This window comes from Arenivirga flava (genome assembly GCF_030161575.1).
Lineage (GTDB): Bacteria > Actinomycetota > Actinomycetes > Actinomycetales > Microbacteriaceae > Arenivirga > Arenivirga flava.
Genome location: NZ_BSUL01000001.1, coordinates 2090860 through 2112558, shown reverse-complemented (window position 1 = coordinate 2112558; position 21699 = coordinate 2090860). Strand labels below are relative to the sequence as shown.

2 protein-coding genes (1 of these 2 only partly in view) are annotated in these 21699 nt (G+C 74.5%); both read left to right on the top strand.

What is annotated here, in order from left to right:
- Positions 1-7231: the 3' portion of a beta strand repeat-containing protein gene (locus tag QQK26_RS10095; RefSeq protein ID WP_284232317.1), read on the top strand. The gene continues 6074 nt to the left of window position 1, outside the view; the window shows 7231 of its 13305 coding nt (coding positions 6075-13305); its start codon lies beyond the left edge, outside the window; its stop codon occupies positions 7229-7231.
- Complete coding sequence (locus tag QQK26_RS10090) at positions 7156-21699, top strand: DUF7507 domain-containing protein (protein ID WP_431308033.1); 14544 nt, start codon at positions 7156-7158, stop codon at positions 21697-21699. Before QQK26_RS10095 ends, QQK26_RS10090 begins: the two co-directional genes overlap by 76 nt.

Genomic DNA, 21699 nt, shown 5'->3' with positions numbered 1-21699 from the left:
CCGGACCGACGCGCAGACGATCCGCTTGGACCCGCAGGCGGCCATCGACCTGCAGAAGCGCGCGGCCTACGCGGCCGACCAGCCGAACGCCGGCGCGGCCGGTTCGACCGTCGAGTACGAGTTCACCATCACGAACATCGGCAACGTCACGCTGAACGGCGTGCAGCTCGACGATCCGCGCATCGACGGCCCCATCACCGTCGTCTGGCCCGACGCCAGCGCTCCCAACCGTCTGCTGCCCGGCGAGATCGCGACGGCGGCCGCCTCCGCGCAGGTGACGCAGGAGGAGTTCGACGACGGCGAGATCGTGAACGACGCGACGGTCACGGCGGACGGCGTCGGCGGGCCCGTGTCGGACGACGCCTCGATCACCCTGCTCACCGGCGAGGGCGTCCCGCAGATCGCGATCACCAAGTCCGCCCCGGCCACCGCACCCGCCGGCGGGCCGGTGCCGTTCGTCTACACGATCACGAACACCGGCAACGTGACGCTGACCGACGTGCGGCTCGACGACGTGCGGGCCGGCGGAGACCTCCGCTACGCGGTGTGGGGCAACGCTCCTCCGACGCTCGCACCCGGGCAGAGCATCACGAGCTCGCCCGTGGACGTCACGCCGACGCAGGACGAGATCGACCAGGGCTTCATCGAGGGCCCGGGCACGACGTCCGGCGCTCCGGCCGGCGGCGGAGCCCGCGTCGAGGCGACCGCCAGCGCACGCACCCTCCTCACCGCATCCCCCGCCCTGACCGTCGAGAAGACGGTCACGGCACCTCCCGGCCTCCTCCGGGCCGGCCAGGACCCGAGCGTCCTCACCTACGACTTCACGATCAGGAACACCGGCGACATCCGCCTCGACGGCGTCGCGCTCGTCGACCCGCTGCTCCCCGCGGACGCGATCACCTACGGCGCATGGCCGAGCGGTACGAGCGGCGTCCTGCTCCGCGGCCAGTTCGTCACCGCGACCGCGACCTATGCGCTGAACCAGGCGCAGGTCGATGCGGGCACCCTCAGCAACACGGCCACCGCGAGCGGAAGCCCGAGCGACGGCAGCGCGCCGGTGAGCGGCAGCGGCACCGCCACCCAGACCATCGCGCCGAGCTCGACCCTCGCGGTCGTCAAGGGCGGCTCGGTCACGAGCGGCATCGGCGCGGCCGGCAGCACGATCACCTGGACCTTCGAGATCCGCAACACCGGCAACGTCACGCTGAACGCGCTGATCCTCGCCGAGTCGCTCGAGGGCATCGGCACCCCGGTGTTCACCTGGCCCGGCACGCCGCGCGAGCTCGCCCCCGGCCAGGTCGCCACGGGCACGGCGACCTACACGGTGACGCAGGCCGACGTGAACCGCGGCTTCGTCGACAACCTGGCGACCGCCACGGGCACGCAGCCGAACGGCGAGACGACCTCGCAGACCTCGAACACCGCGCGCGTCGAGCTGCTGCCCGGCACCCCGGCGGCGATCGGACTGGTCAAGACCGCGACCCTGGGCGACGCCGCGGGTCGCCTCGGCGACGTCGTCAGCTACGAGTACGTCATCACCAACGACGGACCCGTCACGCTGCAGGACGTCACGCTGACCGACCCGCAGGCCGCCCTCTCGTCGTTCGCCTTCGCGTGGCCCGGCGCGGCCGGCACCCTGCAACCCGGCGAGCGCGCGGTCGCCCGCGCGAGCCACGTCGTGACCCAGGCGGACGTCGACGCCGGCACGATCGACACGACCGCGACCGTCACCGGCGCCTCGGCGCGCACCGCGCCGCCGCAGAGCGTCACCGCGAGCGACGACGCACCCGTCGCGCTCGTCGCTCCGAGCAACGGCCTCGCCGTCGACAAGGTCGGCGCGCTCCGCGCCGGCGCCACCGGAGCACCCGGCGATGTCGTCGACTACACGGTCACGGTCACCAACACCGGCCAGGGCACGCTCCGCGACGTCGCGATGACCGACCCGAACGCCTCCTACACGGCCGGCACCTGGCCGAGCGGGGTCGTCGGCGAGCTCGCCCCGGGGCAGCGGATCGTCTACACCGGCAGCTACCCCGTGGTGCAGAGCGACATCGACGCGGGCAGCGTCACCGGCGCGGCCCGGGCGACGGCGACCGCCGTCCGCGGTGCTGACCCCGCTCCGGTGACGGACCCCGAGACCGTGGTGCTGCCGACGAACGCGGCGATCGCGGTCACCAAGTCCGGCAGCACGCGCGGCGCCGTCGGGGACGCCGTGACCTGGTCGTTCACGATCCGCAACACCGGCAACGTCACCCTGCGCGAGCTCACGCTCGCCGACAGCCTGCCGGGCATCACCGGTCTCGAGATCCGCTGGCCCGGCGCCGTCGGCGAGCTGCCGGTCGGCGGTGCGGCGACCGCCTCGGCGAGCAGCCCCGTCACGCAGGCCGACCTCGACGCGGGCAGCGTGACCAACACGGCCACCGTCCGCGGCGTGCCGCAGTCCGGTCCGGCGGTCAGCGCGTCCTCCGGTGCCGTCACGGTGCCGCTCGCCGCGGCCGAGCCGTCCATGCGGGTCGTCAAGACGGGCGATCCGGGACGCAACTCGGGAGCCGGCGACCTCATCCGCTACGCCTTCGAGGTCGAGAACACCGGCAACGTCACCCTGCGCGACGTGGCGCTGCGCGACGCGCTGCCGGGCCTCAGCCCGCTCGTGCTCACCTGGCCCACGACCGAGGACGGCGTGCTGGCGCCGGGTGCCAGCCTGCGCGCCACCGCCTTCGTGGTCATCACGCAGGCCCAGGTGGACGCCGGCTCCATCACGAACACGGCCCTGGCCACGGCCACCCCGGCCCGCGGCCAGTCCCTCGAGGCCCGCAGCCCCGAGGTCGTCACGCCCACGGAGACGCAGGAGCCGTCGATCGCCTCCACGGTGTCGGGCGCGCTCGCGGCCGGTGCCACCGGCGCCGCCGGTGACACGGTCGACTGGCGGTACCGCCTCACGAACACCGGCAACGTCACGCTCACCGACGTCACGCTGCGAGCGGATGAGGGCGCCATCGACCCGGCCAGCATCGCCTGGCCCGGCGCGGTCGGCGTGCTGGCCCCCGGTGCCAGCGTGACCGCAACCGGCACCTCGACGCTCACGCAGGCTCAGGTCGACGCCGGTCGCGTCGCCGAGGAGCTCGACGGCACCGGCCTCCCGCCCCGCGGCGCCGCGGTCACCACCACCTCGCGCACGGACGTCGCGGTCGCGTCCCGGCCCGCGCTCGCGGTCACCAAGGACAGCGAGCTGGCCGAGGCCGGTCGCGGCAACGCCGGCGACGTCGTCGACTACTCCTTCACCGTCAGCAACACGGGCAACGTCACGCTCACGCTCGTCGATCTGATCGAGCGCCTGCCCGGCGTCTCCGACCCGGAGATCACGTGGCCGGACGCCGACCGCCCCGGCGTCCTCCTGCCCGGCGAGACCGCCGACGCGACCGCCGACTACACGATCGAGCAGGCGGATGTGGACGCCGGCACCATCGGCAACACCGTCATCGCGGTGGGCCAGCCCCCGACCGGCGCCCGCCTCTCCGTGGAATCCGACCGCCAGATCACCACCACCTCGCCGGCTGCTCCCGCGATCGAGGTCGTCAAGACGGCGCCGGTGAGCGGTCAGCGCGTCGGCCAGGTGCTCGACTACCGCTTCGCGATCCGCAACACCGGCAACGTCACGCTCACCGGCGTCGAGCTCGAGGACCGCCTCGCCGGCCTCGGCACCCCGGTGATCTCGTGGCCGGGAGCCACCGGCACGCTCGCCCCCGGACAGCAGGCCGTCGCCACCGCCGGGGTGCGCGTCACGCAGGCGCAGTTCGACGCGGGCGCGATCGAGAACACCGCCGTCGTCCGCGGCACGGCGCCCGACCGCAGCACCGTGGCGACCGATGACTCCGCGATCACGACGCCGCTCGCGGCGAGCACGCCCTCCGTCGATCTCGTCAAGACCGGCGTGCTCGCCCCCGGCGCCACCGGGCGGGCCGGCGACCGCGTCGAGTTCACGCTCACGGCGGTCAACACCGGCGACACCACGCTCACCGACGTGGTCGTCACCGACCCGAACCTCGGCGGCACGCTGCTGACGATCCCGAGCCTCGCTCCGCAGGAGCGCCGCTCGGTCACCGCCTCGATCGTGCTCAGCCAGGCGAGCGTCGACTCCGGCTCCTACGTCAACACCGCCACGGCCGCCGGTGCCTCGGCCCGCGACGGCTCGGCGGTCGGCGACAGCGCCGTCTCGACGGTGCGCCTCGACCAAGCGCCCGGCCTCGTGGTGACGAAGCGCGGCATCGCGCAGGGCAACGCCGGCGTCGGCGACAGCATCGACTACGCCTTCACCATCGAGAACACCGGCAACGTGACCGTCTCCGGCGTGCAGCTGCTGGACTCGAAGCCGGGCGTCACCGCACCGGTCATCGACTGGAGCGCCGCCGCCGCGGAGGGCCGCCTCGCGCCGGGGCAGCGCGTCACGGCCACCGCCTCGTATCCGATCGCCCAGGCGGATGTGGACGCCGGCTCCGTGCGCAACACCGCCACCGCGACGGGCACGCTGCCCTCCGGCGACCCGGTCATCGGACGCTCGCCGGAGTCCGTGGTCGCGACCGCGCAGGCGACGCCGTCGCTGCGCGTGGTCAAGGGCAGCACCGTCGCCGACACGAACGGCGACGGCGTGACCGGCGGGGTCGGCGATCAGGTCGCGTACACGATCACCATCACGAACGGCGGCAACGTCACCGTCCGCGACGTCACCGCGAGCGACCCGTTGCCGGGTCTCAGCGCCCCCGTGGCCTCCGCGTGGCCCGCGGCGACGGGCGTGCTCGCCCCGCGGCAGAGCGTCGAGTTCCGCGCCGTGTACACGGTGCAGCAGGCCGACGTCGACGCAGGCTCGGTGCGGAACACGGCCACCGCCAGCGGCACCGCCGCGAACGGCGCCGCGGTGCAGGGCGCCTCGGCACCGAACACCGCGAGGCTCGTCACGGCCCGCCCGAGCATCGCCGTCACCGACGAGGGGGCGCTCGCGAGCGGCTCGGGCGTCGCCGGCGACGAGATCCTCTGGCGCTACTCGCTGACGAACACCGGCAACGTGACGCTGCGCGGGGTCACGCTCATCGAATCGCTCGCCACAGCCGGCGAGGTGCAGTACGTCTGGCCGGGCGCCGAGGGCGTGCTGGCCCCGGGCGAGCGGGTCACCGCGACCTCGCTGTACCCGATCTCGCAGCGCGACGTCGACAGCGGCGCCGTCACGAGCATCGTCAACGGCGTCGCCACGCCGCCGACCGGTGCGGCGGTGCGTGCGCGCGCCGTCGACACGGTGCCGCTGAACCGCGTCGCCGGCCTCGAGGTGACGAAGGTCGGCACCCCGGCCGCAGCCGGCGCGGTCGCCGTCGGCGACACCGTCGACTACGTCTTCACCCTGAGCAACACGGGCACCACGACCCTCACGGGCGTGACGCTCACCGATCCGCTGCAGGGCGTCAGCAGCCCGCGCATCGAGTGGCCGGGTACCCCGGGCACCATCGCCCCGGGCGTCGAGGTGCGCGCCACCGCGAGCTACGTGATCCGTCAAGCGGACGTCGACGCGGGCGCCGTGCGGAACGTCGCCACCGCCCGCGGCACCGACCCGACGGGTGCGACCGTGCAGGTCGAGTCCGCCCTCTCCGAGGTGCCGACCGCAGCGCAGGCCCCGGCCATCGCCGCGCAGAAGAGCGGTGCGGTCGTCGCCGGCGACGGCTCGGCCGGCAGCACCGTCCGCTACGACTTCCGGGTCACCAACGCCGGCAACGTCACCCTGCGGCTCATCGACCTCAGCGACGACCTGCCGGGCATCAGCCGTCCGGCGCTCGAGTTCCCGGCGACCTCCGGCTACCTCGCGCCCGGTGAGACCGCGCTCGGCACCGCGACCTACGCGCTCACGCAGGCCGACGTCGATCGTGGATTCGTCGACAACATCGCCACCGCGGTGGGCACCTCGCCCGCCGGCGCCCGCGTCTCCGCCGACTCGAACACCTTCCGGCTCCAGACCGCCGCGCCGGCCCCGGCGCTGCAGGTCACGCAGATGGCCGGCTACGCCGACGGCGGCTACGGCCGCGCCGGCGACGTCATCGAGTACACCTACGCCGTGCGCAACAGCGGCAACGTGTCGCTCGACGCCACGACGCTCGCCAGCTCGCTCGGCGGCCTCACCGACGTGGTCGTCTCCTGGCCGGCCGAGCAGGGCGTGCTGGCGCCCGGCGCGGTGGCCACCGCGACCGCCCGGTACACCGTCACGAACGACGACGTCGCCGCGGCCCAGCCGATCCGCAACACCGTCACGGCCGTCGGCCAGCCGCGGGTGGCGGGCGCCGCCCCCGTGCAGGCGAGCAGCGCGCAGTCGCAGCTGCCGGTCGTCGCGGCCGCCCCGCAGCTCACGCTGCAGAAGACCGGCACGCCCTCCGGCGCCGCGGTCGGCGACACGATCGACTACGCCTTCCGCGTCATCAACTCCGGCAACGTGCGCGTCGCCGAGCTCGAGCTGCGCGACCCGCGGCTCGGCAGCCAGCCCATCGCGCTGACGACGACCGCTCTCGATCCGGGCGCATCCTTCACCGTGCGCGCCCCGTACACGGTCACCCAGGCGGACGTCGACGCCGGCGTCATCGACAACACCGCCACGATCACGGGGCTGCCGCAGAACGGCGCCTCGCGCATCATCAGCGAGGGCCGCACCTCGCTGCTCACCGCCGCCGCGGCGCCCGGCCTCGAGCTCGTCAAGACCGTCGAGCCGGCGACCGACGGCGCGATCGGCCTCGGCGACGAGCTCGTCTACGGCTTCGTGCTGCGCAACACCGGCAACCAGAACCTCACGAACGCCGCGATCGTCGACGCGCTGCCCGGCCTCGGTGCCCTGCGGGTCGACCGCAGCGGCGCCGACCCGCAGGGCGTGCTGCCCGCGGGAGCGCAGGACGGCATCGCCCCGGGTGGCGTCATCCGGGCGACGGCCGCGTACGCGATCACGCAGGACGACGTCGACGCGGGTCGCGTGACCAACGCGGCCGGCGCCTCAGCGACGACGCCCGCCGGCGGCTCGGTGAGCGCCAGCTCCGGCCAGGTCGTCATCGACACCGAGGCGGCGGCGCCGTCCATCCGCGTCACCGACAGCGGCGCGCTCGCGCAGGGGGCACCGGCGTCGCGGGCGACGAGATCGTCTGGACGTACTCGCTCACCAACACGGGCAACACCTCGCTGCGGCTCATCGAGTTCCGCGACGCGCTCGTGAACGTCTCGCCCGCCGCCGACTTCGTGTGGGAGGGCGCCGAGGGCGTGGTGCTGGCCGGCGAGTCGGTCACGGCGACCGCGCGGTACACGGTCACCCAGCAGGACGTCGACGCCGGAACGGTCGTCAGCACCCTGGTCGGCATCGCGCAGCCCCCGGCCGGCGCGCTCATCGACGCGCCCGCCGTCGCGACCGTGCAGCTCAGCTCCACGAGCGGCATCACCATCGTGAAGACCGTGACGCCGTCGCAGAACGTCGCGGCGGGTCAGGTGCTCGAGTACCGCTACGTGATCACGAACGCCGGACAGCTGACGCTGCGCGGCGTCGCGGTGGAGGATGCGCTGGCCGGCCTGGGCCCGATCGTCTTCCCCGCCGGCTTCGACGGCAGCCTCGCACCGGGCGCCTCGATCCCCGCGACGGCCGAGTACACCGTCACGCAGCGCGATGTCGACACGCTGTCGGTCGTCAACACGCCGGCGACCGCCTCGGGCACCGATTCCCGCGGTGTCGTCGTGACGAGCGCGCCGGACGACGCGCCCGCGACTCTGCAGGCGGCCGCACCGCGCCTCACGATCACCGACGCGGGCTCGCTCGCGACCGGCGCGCGCGGCGAGGCCGGCGACGTCGTGACCTGGACCTACGTGGTGCGCAACGCCGGCAACGTCGAGCTGCGCGACGTGCGCGTGGAGGAGGCGCTCGGCACCGCCGAGCTCGCCTACCCGGCCGGATGGACGGGCGTCCTCGCCCCCGGCGCCTCCACGACCATCACGAGCAGCTACCCGCTGACGCAGGGCGACGTCGAGTCCGGCTCGGTCGTCAGCGTGGTCGACGCCTTCGGCACCAGCGAGCGCGGCGGCGAGACCACCGCGCGGTCCACCGCGACCGTGCCGATCGCCCAGCAGCCCACCCTGAGCATCGTCAAGACGACCACCGCCACGGGCGCACCGGCGGCCGGCGACCGCATCCGCTTCGACTTCGCGGTACGCAACACCGGCACCGTGCAGCTGAACGCCGTGCGCATCGAGGACTCGCTGCAGGGCCTCGAGGCGATCGACTACCGCTGGCCGGGGGCGCCGGGCGTGCTCGCCCCGGACCAGACCGTGCAGGCCTCCGCCGAGTACACGGTGACGCAGGCGGATGTGGACGCCGGCTCCATCCGCAACGTCGCGACCGCCTTCGGCACCAGCGGCAACCGCGTGACGGTCGACGCGGACTCCGAGCCGGTGGTCATCGCGACCCAGCCGGCCCGCCCCTCCGTCGCCATCACCGACAGCGGCGCCCTGCAGGGCGCCGCCCGCGCCGGGCAGACCGTGCTGTGGACCTACGTCGTCAGCAACGACGGCAACGTCACCCTCGGCACCCTCGACGTGCTCGACCGCCTCGGCGGCGTCGAGGCCGCGCGCATCCAGTGGCCGACGGCCGCCCGCACGCTCGCGCCTGGCGAGTCCGTCACGGCCACGGGACGGTACGTGCTCAGCCAGGCGGACGTCGACGCGGGCGCCGTCGTCAGCTCCGTCGGCGTCACCGCGCTCTCGCCGACCGGTCAGGGCGTCTCCGACGAGGCGACGGCCTCCGTCGCGCTCGCTCCCGGTGCCTCCCTCGCCCTCGTCAAGACGGGCGCCGCCACCGGCTCCGCGGGCCTCGGCGACCGCGTCGAGTACTCCTTCAGCCTGCTCAACGACGGCAACGTGACGATCCGGGGCATCCGCCTCACCGACGCGAAGCCCGGCGTCAGCACGCCGGTCGTCAGCTGGCCCGGGGAGGACGGCGTGCTCGCGCCCGGACAGCGCGCCACCGCGACCGCCTCGTACCCGATCGGCCAGGCGGACGTCGACGCCGGCTCCGTCACGAACACGGCGACGGCGACCGGTAGCACCCCGGCGAACCAGCCGGTCACCTTCGCCTCGAACGCCTCCGAGGTGCCCCTGCAGACCCGCCGCGCCGCGATCGCTGTGACCGACGACGGCGTCCTCGCCCCCGGCGCCACCGGGCGCGCCGGCGACGCGGTGCAGTGGACCTACGTGCTCACGAACACCGGCAACGTGACCGCCAGCGGGCTGCAGCTGACCGAGTCGCTCGGCCTCGCCCCGGTCTTCGGCACCTGGCCCGGCACCCCCGGCCAGCTCGCGCCCGGCCAGTCGGTCACCGCCCGGGCGACGTCCACGCTGGCGCAGGCCGACGTCGACCGCGGGCGCATCGACAGCCGCGTCACCGCCACCGGCACCGGTGCGACCGGCGGCGCCGGCACGGCCCTCGACGCCGTCGACACCGCCGCCGTCGAGATCGCCGAGCGGCCCTCCCTGACGATCACCGAGACCGGGGGCCCGCAGGGCGCCGCGGTCGGCACCGACGTCACCTTCCGCACGGTCGTCACCAACACCGGCAACGTGACCGTCTCCGGGCTCGCCACCACGAACACCCTCGGCGGACTCGGCGACCCGACCGTCGCCTGGCCCGATCCGAGCCGCCCCGGCGTGCTCGAGCCCGGGCAGAGCGTCGAGATCACGGCGCCGTACCGTGTGACCCAGGACGACCTCGACCGCGGCACCGTGGCGAACACGGCGGGCGTCACCGGATCGGGCCCGCGTGGCACGGCCGCATCCGCCGAGTCGCAGCAGGCCGTCGTGCGCCTCGCGTCCGCCGCCCCGGCCGTCGAGGTGACCGGTGCCGGCGACCTGGCGCCCGGGGCGACGGGTCGCGTCGGCGACACCGTCGTCTGGAACTACTCGCTGCGCAACAGCGGCAACGTCACGCTGCGCGACGTCGCGCTCGACGAGACCATCGCGCGGGTCGGCAACCTGGTCTACGACTGGCCGGGCGTCGAGGGCGTGCTGCTGCCCGGCGAGACGGTCACCGTCACCGCCTTCAGCCGCCTCACCCAGGCGCAGGTCGACGCGGGTCGGATCGGCTCGAACGTCCAGGGCGTCGGCACCGCCCCGGGCGGCGCGCTCACGGGCAGCGACCGGACCACCGTCCTCCTCGCCCCGCAGCCGTCGCTGTCGCTGCTCAAGTCCGGTCGCGCGACCGGCACGGCCAGCGCCGACGACACGATCGAGTACCGCTTCGAGGTCCGCAACACCGGCAACGTGACGCTCTCGGACGTCGCGGTCGCCGACGCGCTCGAGGGACTCGGGCCGATCTCGTACGAGTGGCCCGGCGCCGAGGGCGTGCTCGCCCCGGACGCGGTCGTCGTCGGCACGGCCGTGTACGACCTCACCCAGGCGGACGTGGACCGCGGCGCGGTCGTCAACACCGCATCCGTGCAGGGCACCACGCCGGCCGGCGTCGTGACCGACCCGGTCGCGGACGAGACCACCGTCGCGGTGCAGGAGGGCGCCCCCGCCATCGCCGTCGCCACGCAGGGCGTGCTGGACGCGGGCGGCTTCCCGAGGCCGAACGACACGGTGACCTGGACCTACACGCTGGAGAACCTCGGCAACGTCACGCTGACGGCGGCCGAGGTCGCCGAGCAGCTGCAGGGCGTCACGATCGTCGCTGCCGACTGGCCGGGCGCGGAGGGCGAGCTCGCACCGGGTCAGCGCGTCACGATCGTCGCGCAGTCATCGCTCACGCAGGCGCAGATCGATTCCGGCTCCATCACGAGCGCCATCACCGGCACCTCGCGCACGCCGGCGACCACGGCCTTCCCGCAGGGCGTGCTGCTCACCGAGCGGGCGAGCGCCACCCTGCCGCTGACGGCGCAGCCGATCCTCGACCTGACGAAGGCGGCGGCTCCGGCGACGAACGCGGCGCTCGGCGACGTCATCACCTACACCTTCACGCTGCGCAACGACGGCAACGTGACGCTGGCCGCCGCGCGGATCGTGGACCAGCTGGCCGGCCTCGGCGAGCTGCGCTACCCGGACGGCTTCGACGGCTCCATCGCGCCGGGCGCGGAGATCGTGGCGACGGCGTCCTACACCGTCACCCAGGCGGACGTCGACGCCGGCGAGGTGCGCAACACCGCCACTGCCAGCGCCGTCGCCCCGAACGGCGCGGTCGCGCGGGCCGCCTCGCCCGAGAGCGTCGTCACCACCGCCTCGCGCACCGGCGCCATCGAGATCTCCGACCCGACCGGCACGCTGGCGGCCGGCGCGCGGGGCGTCGCGGGCGATCTCGTCACCTGGACGTGGACCGTCACGAACGACACCTCCGTCACCCTCCGGGACGTGACGCTCGCCGAGACGCAGCTCAAGGGCATGCGCGACTTCGCGTACGAGTGGCCCGTCGCGAACGGCGTGCTGCGCCCCGGCGACTCCGTGGTCGTCAAGGGCACGTCGCTGCTGACCCAGGCGCAGGTCGACGCGGGCTCGGTGTCGAGCACCGTGCGAGCGGACGGCCTCGCGCCGGACGGCGCACCGCTCACCTCCGCGCTGGCGAGCGCCACCGTGCCGGTCGCGAGCGCCGGCGCGCTCGAGATCGCCAAGACCGCGGCCGTCTCGGGCGCGGGGGCGGTCGGCGACACCGTCACGTTCACCTACGAGTTGGTCAACCGCGGCAACGTCACCCTGACCACCGTCCTCATCGAGGACGCCCTCGCGGGGGCCGGTGCGCCGACGTTCGGCACCTGGCCCGGCGCGCAGGGCCAGCTCGCGCCCGGCGAGCGCGTCACCGCGACGAGCACCTACACGGTGACGCAGGCCGACGTCGACCGGGGCTCGGTCGCCAGCGACGCCAGCGCGACCGCGCGCACCCTCCAGGGCGCGACCCCCATCACCTCCAACACCGCCGACGCTGGGGTCGCACTGCAGACCGCCGTGCCGCGCATCGCCGTCACCGAGACCGGTCGGCTCGACCCGGCCGGTTCCACCCCCGAGGCCGACGGCGACGTCCGCTGGGCCTCCACCATCACCAACACCGGCAACGTCACCCTCACCGGCATCGCGCTCGCCGACGCCCTCGGCGTGCGCGACGTGACCTTCCCGACCGGATTCGACGCCACGCTCGCGCCGGGGGAGTCGGTCGTGGTCACCGCCCTCTACGACCTGCGGCAGCAGGACCTTGATGCGGGGGCCGTGGTCAGCCTGGTCACCGCGACCGGCACGACCACGGACGGCGCCACCACGGTCTCCGCCGACGCGACCGCGACGGTGGACCTCGCGGCCCGGCCCGGCCTCGAGCTCTCGCTCGTCGGCACCGCTGCGGCCGGCGCCGGGGTCGGCGACGTCATCACGATCACGTACACGATCCGCAACGGCGGCAACGTCACCCTGCGCGAGCTCGGCGTCGCCGACGAGCTGACCGGACTCGGCCCGATCGCGTTCCCGACCGGGTTCACCAGCCTCGCCCCCGGACGCACCGTCACCGCGACGGCGCCGTACACGATCACGCAGGCGGATGTGGACGCCGGCCAGGTGCGCCACACCGCCACCGCGAACGGCCGCACCCCGTCGGGCGCCCTCGCCACGAGCGCACCCGCCGAGTCGACCACGCCGCTGGACGCCCCGGACGCCTCCATCAAGGTGACGGATGCGGGCGCGCTGCCCCCGGGCTCCGAGGGCCGCGAGGGCGAGAACGTCGTCTGGACCTACGTCGTCACCAACACGGGCGCGACGACGCTCACCGGCGTGTCCGTCGACGACGTGCTCGGCACGACGCCGGTCTACAGCTGGCCGGGCGCTGTGGGCGTGCTCGCCCCCGGGCAGTCCGCGACCGTGCGCGCCACCGCTCCGCTCACCCAGCAGCAGGTCGACGCCGGCACCGTGAGCAGCGTCGTCACCGCGAGCGGCACCTCCAGCCGTGGCGGCCAGGTCGACGACGACGCCACCGCCGACGTGACCATCGCCGCGAACGGCGCGCTCGAGGTCGAGAAGACGGGCGAACTCCGCGGTACCCCGTCTCTCGGCGGCACCGTCGAGTACGACTTCGTCATCCGCAACAGCGGCAACGTGACCCTGTCCGGCGTCGACCTGACCGATCCGAACGCCGCCGGCATCGTCTTCGGGGCGTGGCCGGGCGTCGAAGGCGAGTTGCGGCCGGGCCAGCAGGTCACCGCATCCGCCGTCCACACGATCGTGCAGCAGGACCTCGACGACGCCCGGGTGCGCAACGTCGCCACGGCGACGGCCACCGAGCCGCTGGGCGGCGCCGTCACCCGGGACTCGAACGAGTCCGTGGTCTCGGTCGAGCCCGGCTCGCCGCGCATCTCCGTCACCACGAGCGGCGCGCTCGAGACCGGCGACCGCGGCGTGGCCGGCGACACCGTCGTCTGGACGTACACGCTCACCAACGAGGGCGGCACGACGCTGACCGGCGTCGCGATCGCCGACGCGCTGGCCGACGTCACCGCGCCGACCCTCAGCTGGCCGGACCCCGCCCGCCCCGGCGTGCTGCTGCCCGGCCAGTCGCTCACGGCGACCGCCACGAGCGTCGTCACGCAGGCCCAGGTGAACGCCGGCACCGTGAGCAACGAGCTCAGCGGTGAGGCCACGACCCCGCGCGGCGTCGTGCTCACCGGAGCGGCGACCGCCCCGGTCGAGCTGCTCGTCCAGCGCAGCCTCGGTCTCGTCAAGGAGGGCTCCGTCATCGGCAGCGGACGCGCCGGCGACGACATCGAGTACCGGTTCACGATCGAGAACACCGGCACCGTGACGGTGCAGCTGCTCGAGATCACCGACCCGCTGCCCGGCATCTCCGAGATCGACTACCTGGAGTGGCCCGGCGAGGTCGGCCTGCTCGAGCCCGGTCAGACGGTCGGGGCGATCGCCGGCTACGAGATCACGCAGGACGACGTGGACCGCGGCTCGGTCACCAACCGCGCGCTCGTCACCGGCTTCGCGCCGGGCGCCATCCCCGTCGCGGCCGAGTCGAACTCGCTGCAGCTGGCGGTGTCCGCCGCGACGCCGTCGATCGCCGTGACGAACCGCGGCGCCCTCGCCGCTGGCGAGCGCGGCGTGGCCGGCGACACCGTCACCTGGACCTACACGCTCCGCAACGCCGGCAACGTCACCCTCTCCGGCGTGACCCTGGCCGACCGGGTCGCGGGCGTCGGCGCGCCGACCTACGCCTGGCCCGGCGCCGAGGGCGTGCTGCTGCCCGGCCAGCAGGTCGTCGCCACGGCGACCTCGACGGTGCGGCAGAGCGACGTCGACGCGGGCACCGCCCAGAGCCTGGTCGACGGCGTCGGCCGCACGGCCGCCGACGTCGAGGTCTCGGGCAGCGCGCCCGCGGCCGTCGTCCTCGGCGGCACCGCCGGCATCGACCTCGTGAAGAACGCGGCCTACCTCGACGGCGGCACGGGCCGCGTCGGCGACCGCCTCGGCTACCGCTACGCGATCACCAACACCGGCGACCTCACCCTCTCCGGTGTCGCGCTGCGGGACGACCTCGCCGGCCTCGGCGCGATCGCGATCGACTGGGGGTCCGCCCCGGTCGGCGTCCTGGCGCCGGGCGCCACGGTCTTCGCGACCGCCGAGCACGTCGTGACGCAGGCGGATGTCGACGCGGGCTCGATCGCCAGCACCGCCACCGCCACCGCCTCCGCCGTCGGCGTGAGCCCCGTGAGCGACACTGCCGCGACCAGCATCACCACGATCGCCGAGGTCGCGACACTGGCCGTGGACCAGCGCGGCGCACTGGCCGCCGGCGCGACCGGCGCCGCCGGCGACACCGTCATCTGGACCTCGACGCTGCAGAACACGGGCACCGTCACCCTGCGCGACGTGTCGCTCGCCGAGCGCGCCGCCGCGGTCGGTCCGCTCACCTACGACTGGCCGGGCGAGCCCGGCGTGCTGCTGCCGGGCCAGACCGTCACCGTCACCGCGTACAGCAGCGTCACCCAGGCGCAGGCGGATGCGGGCGTCATCGAGGCGCGCATCACCGGCACCGGCACGGCCCAGCGCGCCGGCGTGCTCACCGGCGAGGACGCCGCCTCGGTGCAGCTCGCCCCCGCGGCGTCGCTCTCGATCCTCAAGAGCGGACGCGCCACCGGCGCGGCCACCGCGGACGACACGATCGAGTACCGCTTCGAGGTGCGCAACACCGGCGCCGTGACGCTCTCGAGTGTGGCGATCGACGACCCGCGGATCAGCGGAGCGATCGAGTACGACTGGCCCGCAGCGGCCGGCGTGCTCGCCCCCGACGCCGTCGTCGTCGCCACCGCCGTCTACGACCTCACCCAGGCGGACGTCGACCGCGGCTACGTCGACAACACCGCGACGGTGTCGGGGGCGACGCCCACCGGCGGCACCGCCGGTGCGACCTCGGGTGCCAACCGCGTCGCGGTGCAGGAGGGCAACCCCGCCATCGCCGTCGACACGCAGGGCGTGCTCGACGCCGGCGGGCTGCCCCAGGTCGGCGACACCGTCACCTGGACCTACACGCTCGCCAACCTCGGCAACGTCACCCTCACGGGCGTGCGCGTCGACGAGGCGCTGCAGGGCGCATCCGTCACCGGCATCGTCTGGCCGGACCCGCAGCGGCCCGGCGTGCTCGAGCCCGGGCAGCGTGTCGTCGTCACGGCCGTCTCGACGCTGACGCAGGAGCAGATCGACTCGGGTGGCATCCGCAGCGCGATCACCGGCTTCGCCACCACGCCGGCGTCCACGGCGAACCCGCTCGGCGTCGAGCTGCGCGAGAACGACACCGCCGCGGTGCCGCTCACCGCCGTGCCCGCCGTCACGCTCGCGAAGTCCGCCGACGTCACCGAGGGTGTGGGCCTCGGCGACGTGATCACGTACACCTTCACGATCGCGAACTCCGGCAACGTCACGGTCGGCGACCTCGTGATCGCCGACCAGCTCGCCGGCCTCGGCCCGATCGCCCTCGACCCGGCCTTCTCCGGCTCGCTGGCACCTCGAGCGTCGACGACGGCGACCGCGCAGTACACCGTCGCCCAGGCCGACCTCGACGCCGGTGCGGTCCGCAACACCGCCACCGTGAGCGTCGTGGGCGCCGGGGGAGCCGTCGTGGGCGCCACCTCGAACGAGGTCGTCGTCGTGACCGCGCCCGACGCGGGCTCGCTGACCATCGTCGACGAGCGCGGCGAGCTCGCCGCCGGCGGGACCGGTGTCGCCGGGGACCTCGTCACCTGGAGCTACACGGTCGTCAACACGTCGAGCGTCACGCTGCGCGACGTGCGCCTCAGCGAGCTCGCGCTCGACGGCATGCGCCCGTTCGAGGTCGTCTGGCCCGGCACCCCCGGCATGCTCGCCCCCGGGCAGTCGGTGCTGGTCGGCGGCGTCTCGGCGCTGACCCAGGCGCAGATCGACGCGGGCTCCGCGGTCAGCCGGGCCCGGGCCGACGGCACCGCACCGTCGGGCGACCCCGTGGGTTCCGCCGTGGTCTCCCCGTCCGTGTCTCTCGCACCGAACGCGGTGCTCGAGCTCGGCAAGAGCGCGACGGTCTCCGGCGCGGCAGGGGTGGGCGACACGGTCACCTTCACCTACGAGCTGGTCAACCGCGGCAACGTGTCGCTCGACGCGTTCTCGATCGCCGACGCCGCTCCCGGGTTCGGCCCGATCGTCCTCGGCGCCTGGCCGGCGGCGCAGGGCGTGCTCGCGCCCGGGCAGAGCGTCACCGCGACGACGACCCGCCTCGTGACGCAGGCCGACGTCGACGCGGGCGTGATCGGAAGCCCGGCGACCGCATCCGCTCGGACGCCGCAGGGCGCGGGCGTTCCCTCGAACGAGGACACCGGCAGCGTCGTCCTGCAGGCCGCGCAGCCGCGCATCGCGGTGACCGACGCCGGTCGCCTCGACCCGGTCGGCGCCGTGCCGGTCGCCGACGGCGACGTGCTGTGGACCTGGACGGTCACCAACACCGGCAACGTCACGCTGCGCGACGTGACGGCTGCGGAGCAGTTCGCCGGCGTGCGCGACGTGCGCTACCCGGACGGCTTCGACGGCGTGCTCGCGCCGGGCGCCTCGGTGATCGTCTCGGCTTACAGCGACCTCGCGCAGTCGGACATCGACGCCGGCTCGATCGTGAGCTTCGTCACCGCCACCGGTGCCTCCGCGCGCGACGGCGCGGAGGCGCAGTCGACCGCGACGGCCACGGTGCCGCTCATCGAGCGCGGCGCGATCGGCCTCGCCATCGCCACGGCCACGCCGGACGGCACGACGGTGGGCGACTCGATCACGGTCTCGTACACGATCACCAACAACGGCAACGCCACGCTCACCGGCCTCGGCGTCACCGACGCGCTCCCGGGCGTCAGCGGCGCCGTCCTCCCCGACGGCTTCACCTCGCTCGCACCGGGCGCCTCGGTGGTCGCCACCGCCACGTACACGATCACGCAGGCGGATGTGGATGCGGGCCAGGTGCGCAACCTCGCCACCGCGCAGGGCGCCACCCCGTCGGGCGCGACCGTCACCAGCGAGGTCGTCGACGCGGTCACCCCGCTGGCCGCGCCGACCGCGTCGATCGCGGTCACCGACTCCGGCTCCCTGCCGGACGGCGCGCAGGGCCGCGCCGGCGAGAACGTCGTGTGGACCTACGTCGTCACCAACACCGGTGCGGCCACGCTCTCCGACGTGACCGTGAGCGACGAGCTCGGCACCGAGACCGTGATCACCTGGCCGGGCCCCGTGGGCGTCCTCGCCCCGGGCCAGTCGGCGACGGTGCGGGCCACGGCCCCGCTCACGCAGGAGCAGGTCGACGCCGGCTCCGTGCGCAGCGTGGTCACGGCCTCCGGCGCCCCGAGCCGCGGCGACCGCGTGCAGGCCACCGACGACGCGACCGTGGACATCGCACGCGCCGGCGGCCTCGCGGTGACGAAGTCCGGCGACCTCCGCTCGGCCTCCGCGGCCGTGGGCGGCGTCATCGACTACGCGTTCACCATCCGCAACACCGGCAACGTCACGCTCGACGGCGTGGTGCTCACCGACCCGAACGCCACCGGCATCGCCTACGGAGCGTGGCCGTCGGCGCAGGGCGTGCTGGCGCCGGGCCAGGAGGTCACCGCATCCGCCGTGCACCGCATCACACAGGCCGACCTCGATGCGAACGTGGTCGCCAACACCGCGCGCGTCGACGGTGCGCAGCCGGACGACGTCGTCGTCGGCGCCGACTCCAACGAGGTGCTGGTCTCCACCGAGCCCGGCTCGCCGCGCATCACCGTGGCGACCACCGGGGCCGTGCAGGAGGGCGACCGCGGCGTCGCGGGCGACACGGTCGTCTGGACCTACACCCTCGCGAACGCGGGCGGCACGACGCTCACCGCGGCGGAGATCGCGGATGCGCTCGCCGGCGTGGGAGCCCCGACCATCACCTGGCCGGGCGACGAGGGCGTGCTGCTGCCCGGCCAGTCGCTCACCGCGACCGCCACGAGCACGATCACCCAGGAGCAGGTCGACGCCGGCTCCATCACGAACGCGCTGAGCGGGCGCGCGACCACCCCGGCCGGCATCGTCCTCACCGGCGAGGCCCAGGCCACGGTCGAGCTGCTCGTCGAGCGCTCGCTGAGCCTCGTCAAGACCGGGACCGTCGCGGCGCCGGGCGGGCTCGGCGACGCGATCGAGTACGGCTTCGAGATCGAGAACACCGGCACGGTCACCGTCCAGCTGCTCGACATCGCCGACCCGCTGGCCGGGCTCTCCGAGATCGCCTACGGCGCCTGGCCGGGTGCCGAGGGCGTGCTCCTGCCGGGCGAGACCGTCCGCGCCTCGGCCGACTACGCGATCACGCAGGACGACCTCGACACGGGCAGCGTCACCAACCAGGCGCTCGTCACCGGCATCGCCCCCGGCGCGCTGCCGGTCGACGCCGAGTCGAACGTGCTCGTGCTCGACGTCGCCGACGGCGAGCCCGCCCTGACCGTGACCAACCGCGGCACCCTGCCGGCCACCGCCGAGGGCGTGACCGGCGACACGATCACCTGGACCTCCGTGCTCACGAACACCGGCAACGTCACCCTCCGCGGCGTGACGCTCACCGACGCGGTCGCCGGCATCGGCGCCCCGAGCTACGCGTGGCCCGGCGCCGAGGGCGTGCTGCTGCCCGGCCAGTCCGTGATCGTCACCGCGACCTCCACCGTGAGCCAGCAGGACGTCGACGCCGGCGCGGCGTCCAGCCTCGTCACGGGTCGCGGCACGACCGCGGGCGGCGTCGAGCGCACGGCCATCGCACCGGCGTCCGTCGAGCTCGGCGGCACCGCCGAGATCGTGCTGGTCAAGACAGCGCAGTTCGCCGGCACCGGCACCGGCACCGGCGAGGCGGGCGACACGCTGCGCTACCGCTTTCACGTGTCGAACCCGGGCGACTTCACGCTCCGGGGAGTCGCGATCGCCGACGGGCTCGAGGGCCTCGGCCCGATCGCGGTCGAGTGGCCGGGCACGCCCGGCGAGCTCGCGCCCGGCGCCAGCGCGGTCGCGTTCGCCGACTACACGGTCACGCAGGCCGACGTCGATCGCGGATCGATCGTGAACGACGCGACCGTCTCGGCGACCCCGCCCGGCGGGCTGGACCCCGTCACCTCGAACTCGAGTGTCACGACGCGCACGGCCGCCGAGCGGCCGAGCATCGCCGTGGAGCAGACCGGAGGCATCCGCGCGGGCGGCGTCGGCCAGGTCGGCGACCTCGTCGACTACGTGTTCACGGCGACCAACACCGGCAACGTCACCCTGCGCGACGTGCAGGTCTCGCCGCGCCTCGCCGACCTGGCCGTCGAGATCGTCTGGCCCGACCCGGCGAACCCCGGCGTGCTGCTGCCCGGGCAGAGCGTGGTCGTGCGCGGCGTGCATCCGATCAGCCAGGCGGATGTGGATGCGGGCCTGGTGCGCAGCATCGTCGACGCGTCGGGCGTCTCCGGCACGGGTACCCGGGTGACCGACACGAGCAGCGTGCTCGACGTGCCCACCGTGCGCTCCGAGCCGAGCCTGCTGGTGATCAAGGACGGCGTGCTGCGCGGACCGGTCGCGGCCGGCTCGACGATCGACTACACGATCACCGTCGTGAACGACGGCGCCGTCACGGTGCGCGACGTCGAGGTGACCGACGACCGCCTGCCCGCCGATGCGCTCGTCGTCGGAGCATGGCCCGGCCCGGAGGGCGTGCTCGCCCCCGGGCAGCAGGTCGTCGCCACCGCGAGCTACACGGTGACGCAGGCCGACGTCGATGCGGGCAGCGTGCTCAACGTCGCCAGCGCCTCCGGCGACGGTCCCGCGGGGCCCGTCTCGGCCGACTCGCCGACCTCCGTGGTGCCGCTCAGCGCCTCGACCGACGGCCTGCGCGTCGACAAGACGCAGTCGCCGACGGTGCTGCGCGCCGGCGAGCTGATCACCTACGACTACGTGATCACCAACGCGGGCGTCACGACGCTGCGCGAGATCAGCCTCACCGACGGGCAGCCTGGCCTGACCCGCATCGTCATCACCTGGCCGGGCGAGCCGGGCGTGCTCGAGCCGGGACAGACGGCCACTGCGCAGGCCTTCTACGAGGTCACCCAGGCCGATGTGGACCGCGGTGCCATCGCGTCGACCGTCGTCGGCAGCGGCATCGACCCGTTCGGCGCCCCCGAGTTCGACGCCGCCGAGGGCACCACGGTGGTCGTCGAGCAGCCGGCGCTGAGCCTCGACAAGCGCGGCGCGCTGCAGCTCGGCGCACCCGACGGCCCGGCCGTCCGCTACGACTTCGCGCTGCGCAACAGCGGCAACCTCACGCTGACCGACGTCTCCATCGACGACCCGCTGCTCGCGGGCGTCGAGGTGGAGGTCGCGTGGCCGGGCGCCGAAGGCGTGCTCGCCCCCGACGAGGTGCTGCTGGCCAGTGCGGTCTACCCGGTGAGCGCAGCGGATGCAACGGCCGGCGCGGTCGTCAACACCGCCACGGCAGTCGGCCAGCACCGCGGCGAGCGCGTGACCGCCGAGGCGCAGGCGACCACGGCGATCCCGACCACCATCGCCAGCATCGGCCTGACCATCGGCGTCGCCGTGCAGGACGGACGCCCCGGCTACCCGGGCGACGTGTTGCAGTGGACCTACACGGCCACGAACAACGGCACCCAGGCGCTGCGCGACGTCGACCTGCGCGACGTGCTCGCCGACGGGCAGGAGCTGACGGACGGCTTCACGGTCACCTGGCCGGACGCCAGCCGGCCGGGCGTGCTGCTGCCGGGCGAGAGCGTCGTGATCGTCCGGGAGACCGTCATCACGGGGGAGCAGGCCGGTCGGATGGTCGGCGGTTCTGCCGCCGTCGCCGGAACCGGCACCGCCACCGGGGCGGATGCGACCGCGGAGGCCACGACCGGCATCCAGCTGCCCTCGCTGCCGGTCGAGCCGGAGCCGAGCCCGCAGCCGTCGGAGCCGGAGCCGAGCCCGCAGCCGTCGGAGCCGAGCCCGCAGCCGTCCGAGCCGGGCGCCAGCCCGCAGCCGTCCCCCAGTGCGACCCAGGGCCCGGCAACCCCCGGTCCGGTCATCCCCGGGCTACCGTGGACGGGGGCCGACGTGACGCTGTTCATCGTCATCGCGCTCCTCATCCTCGCGCTCGGAGCAGTGCTCGTCATCGTCGGAGTCGTCCGGCGTCGAAAGGAATGA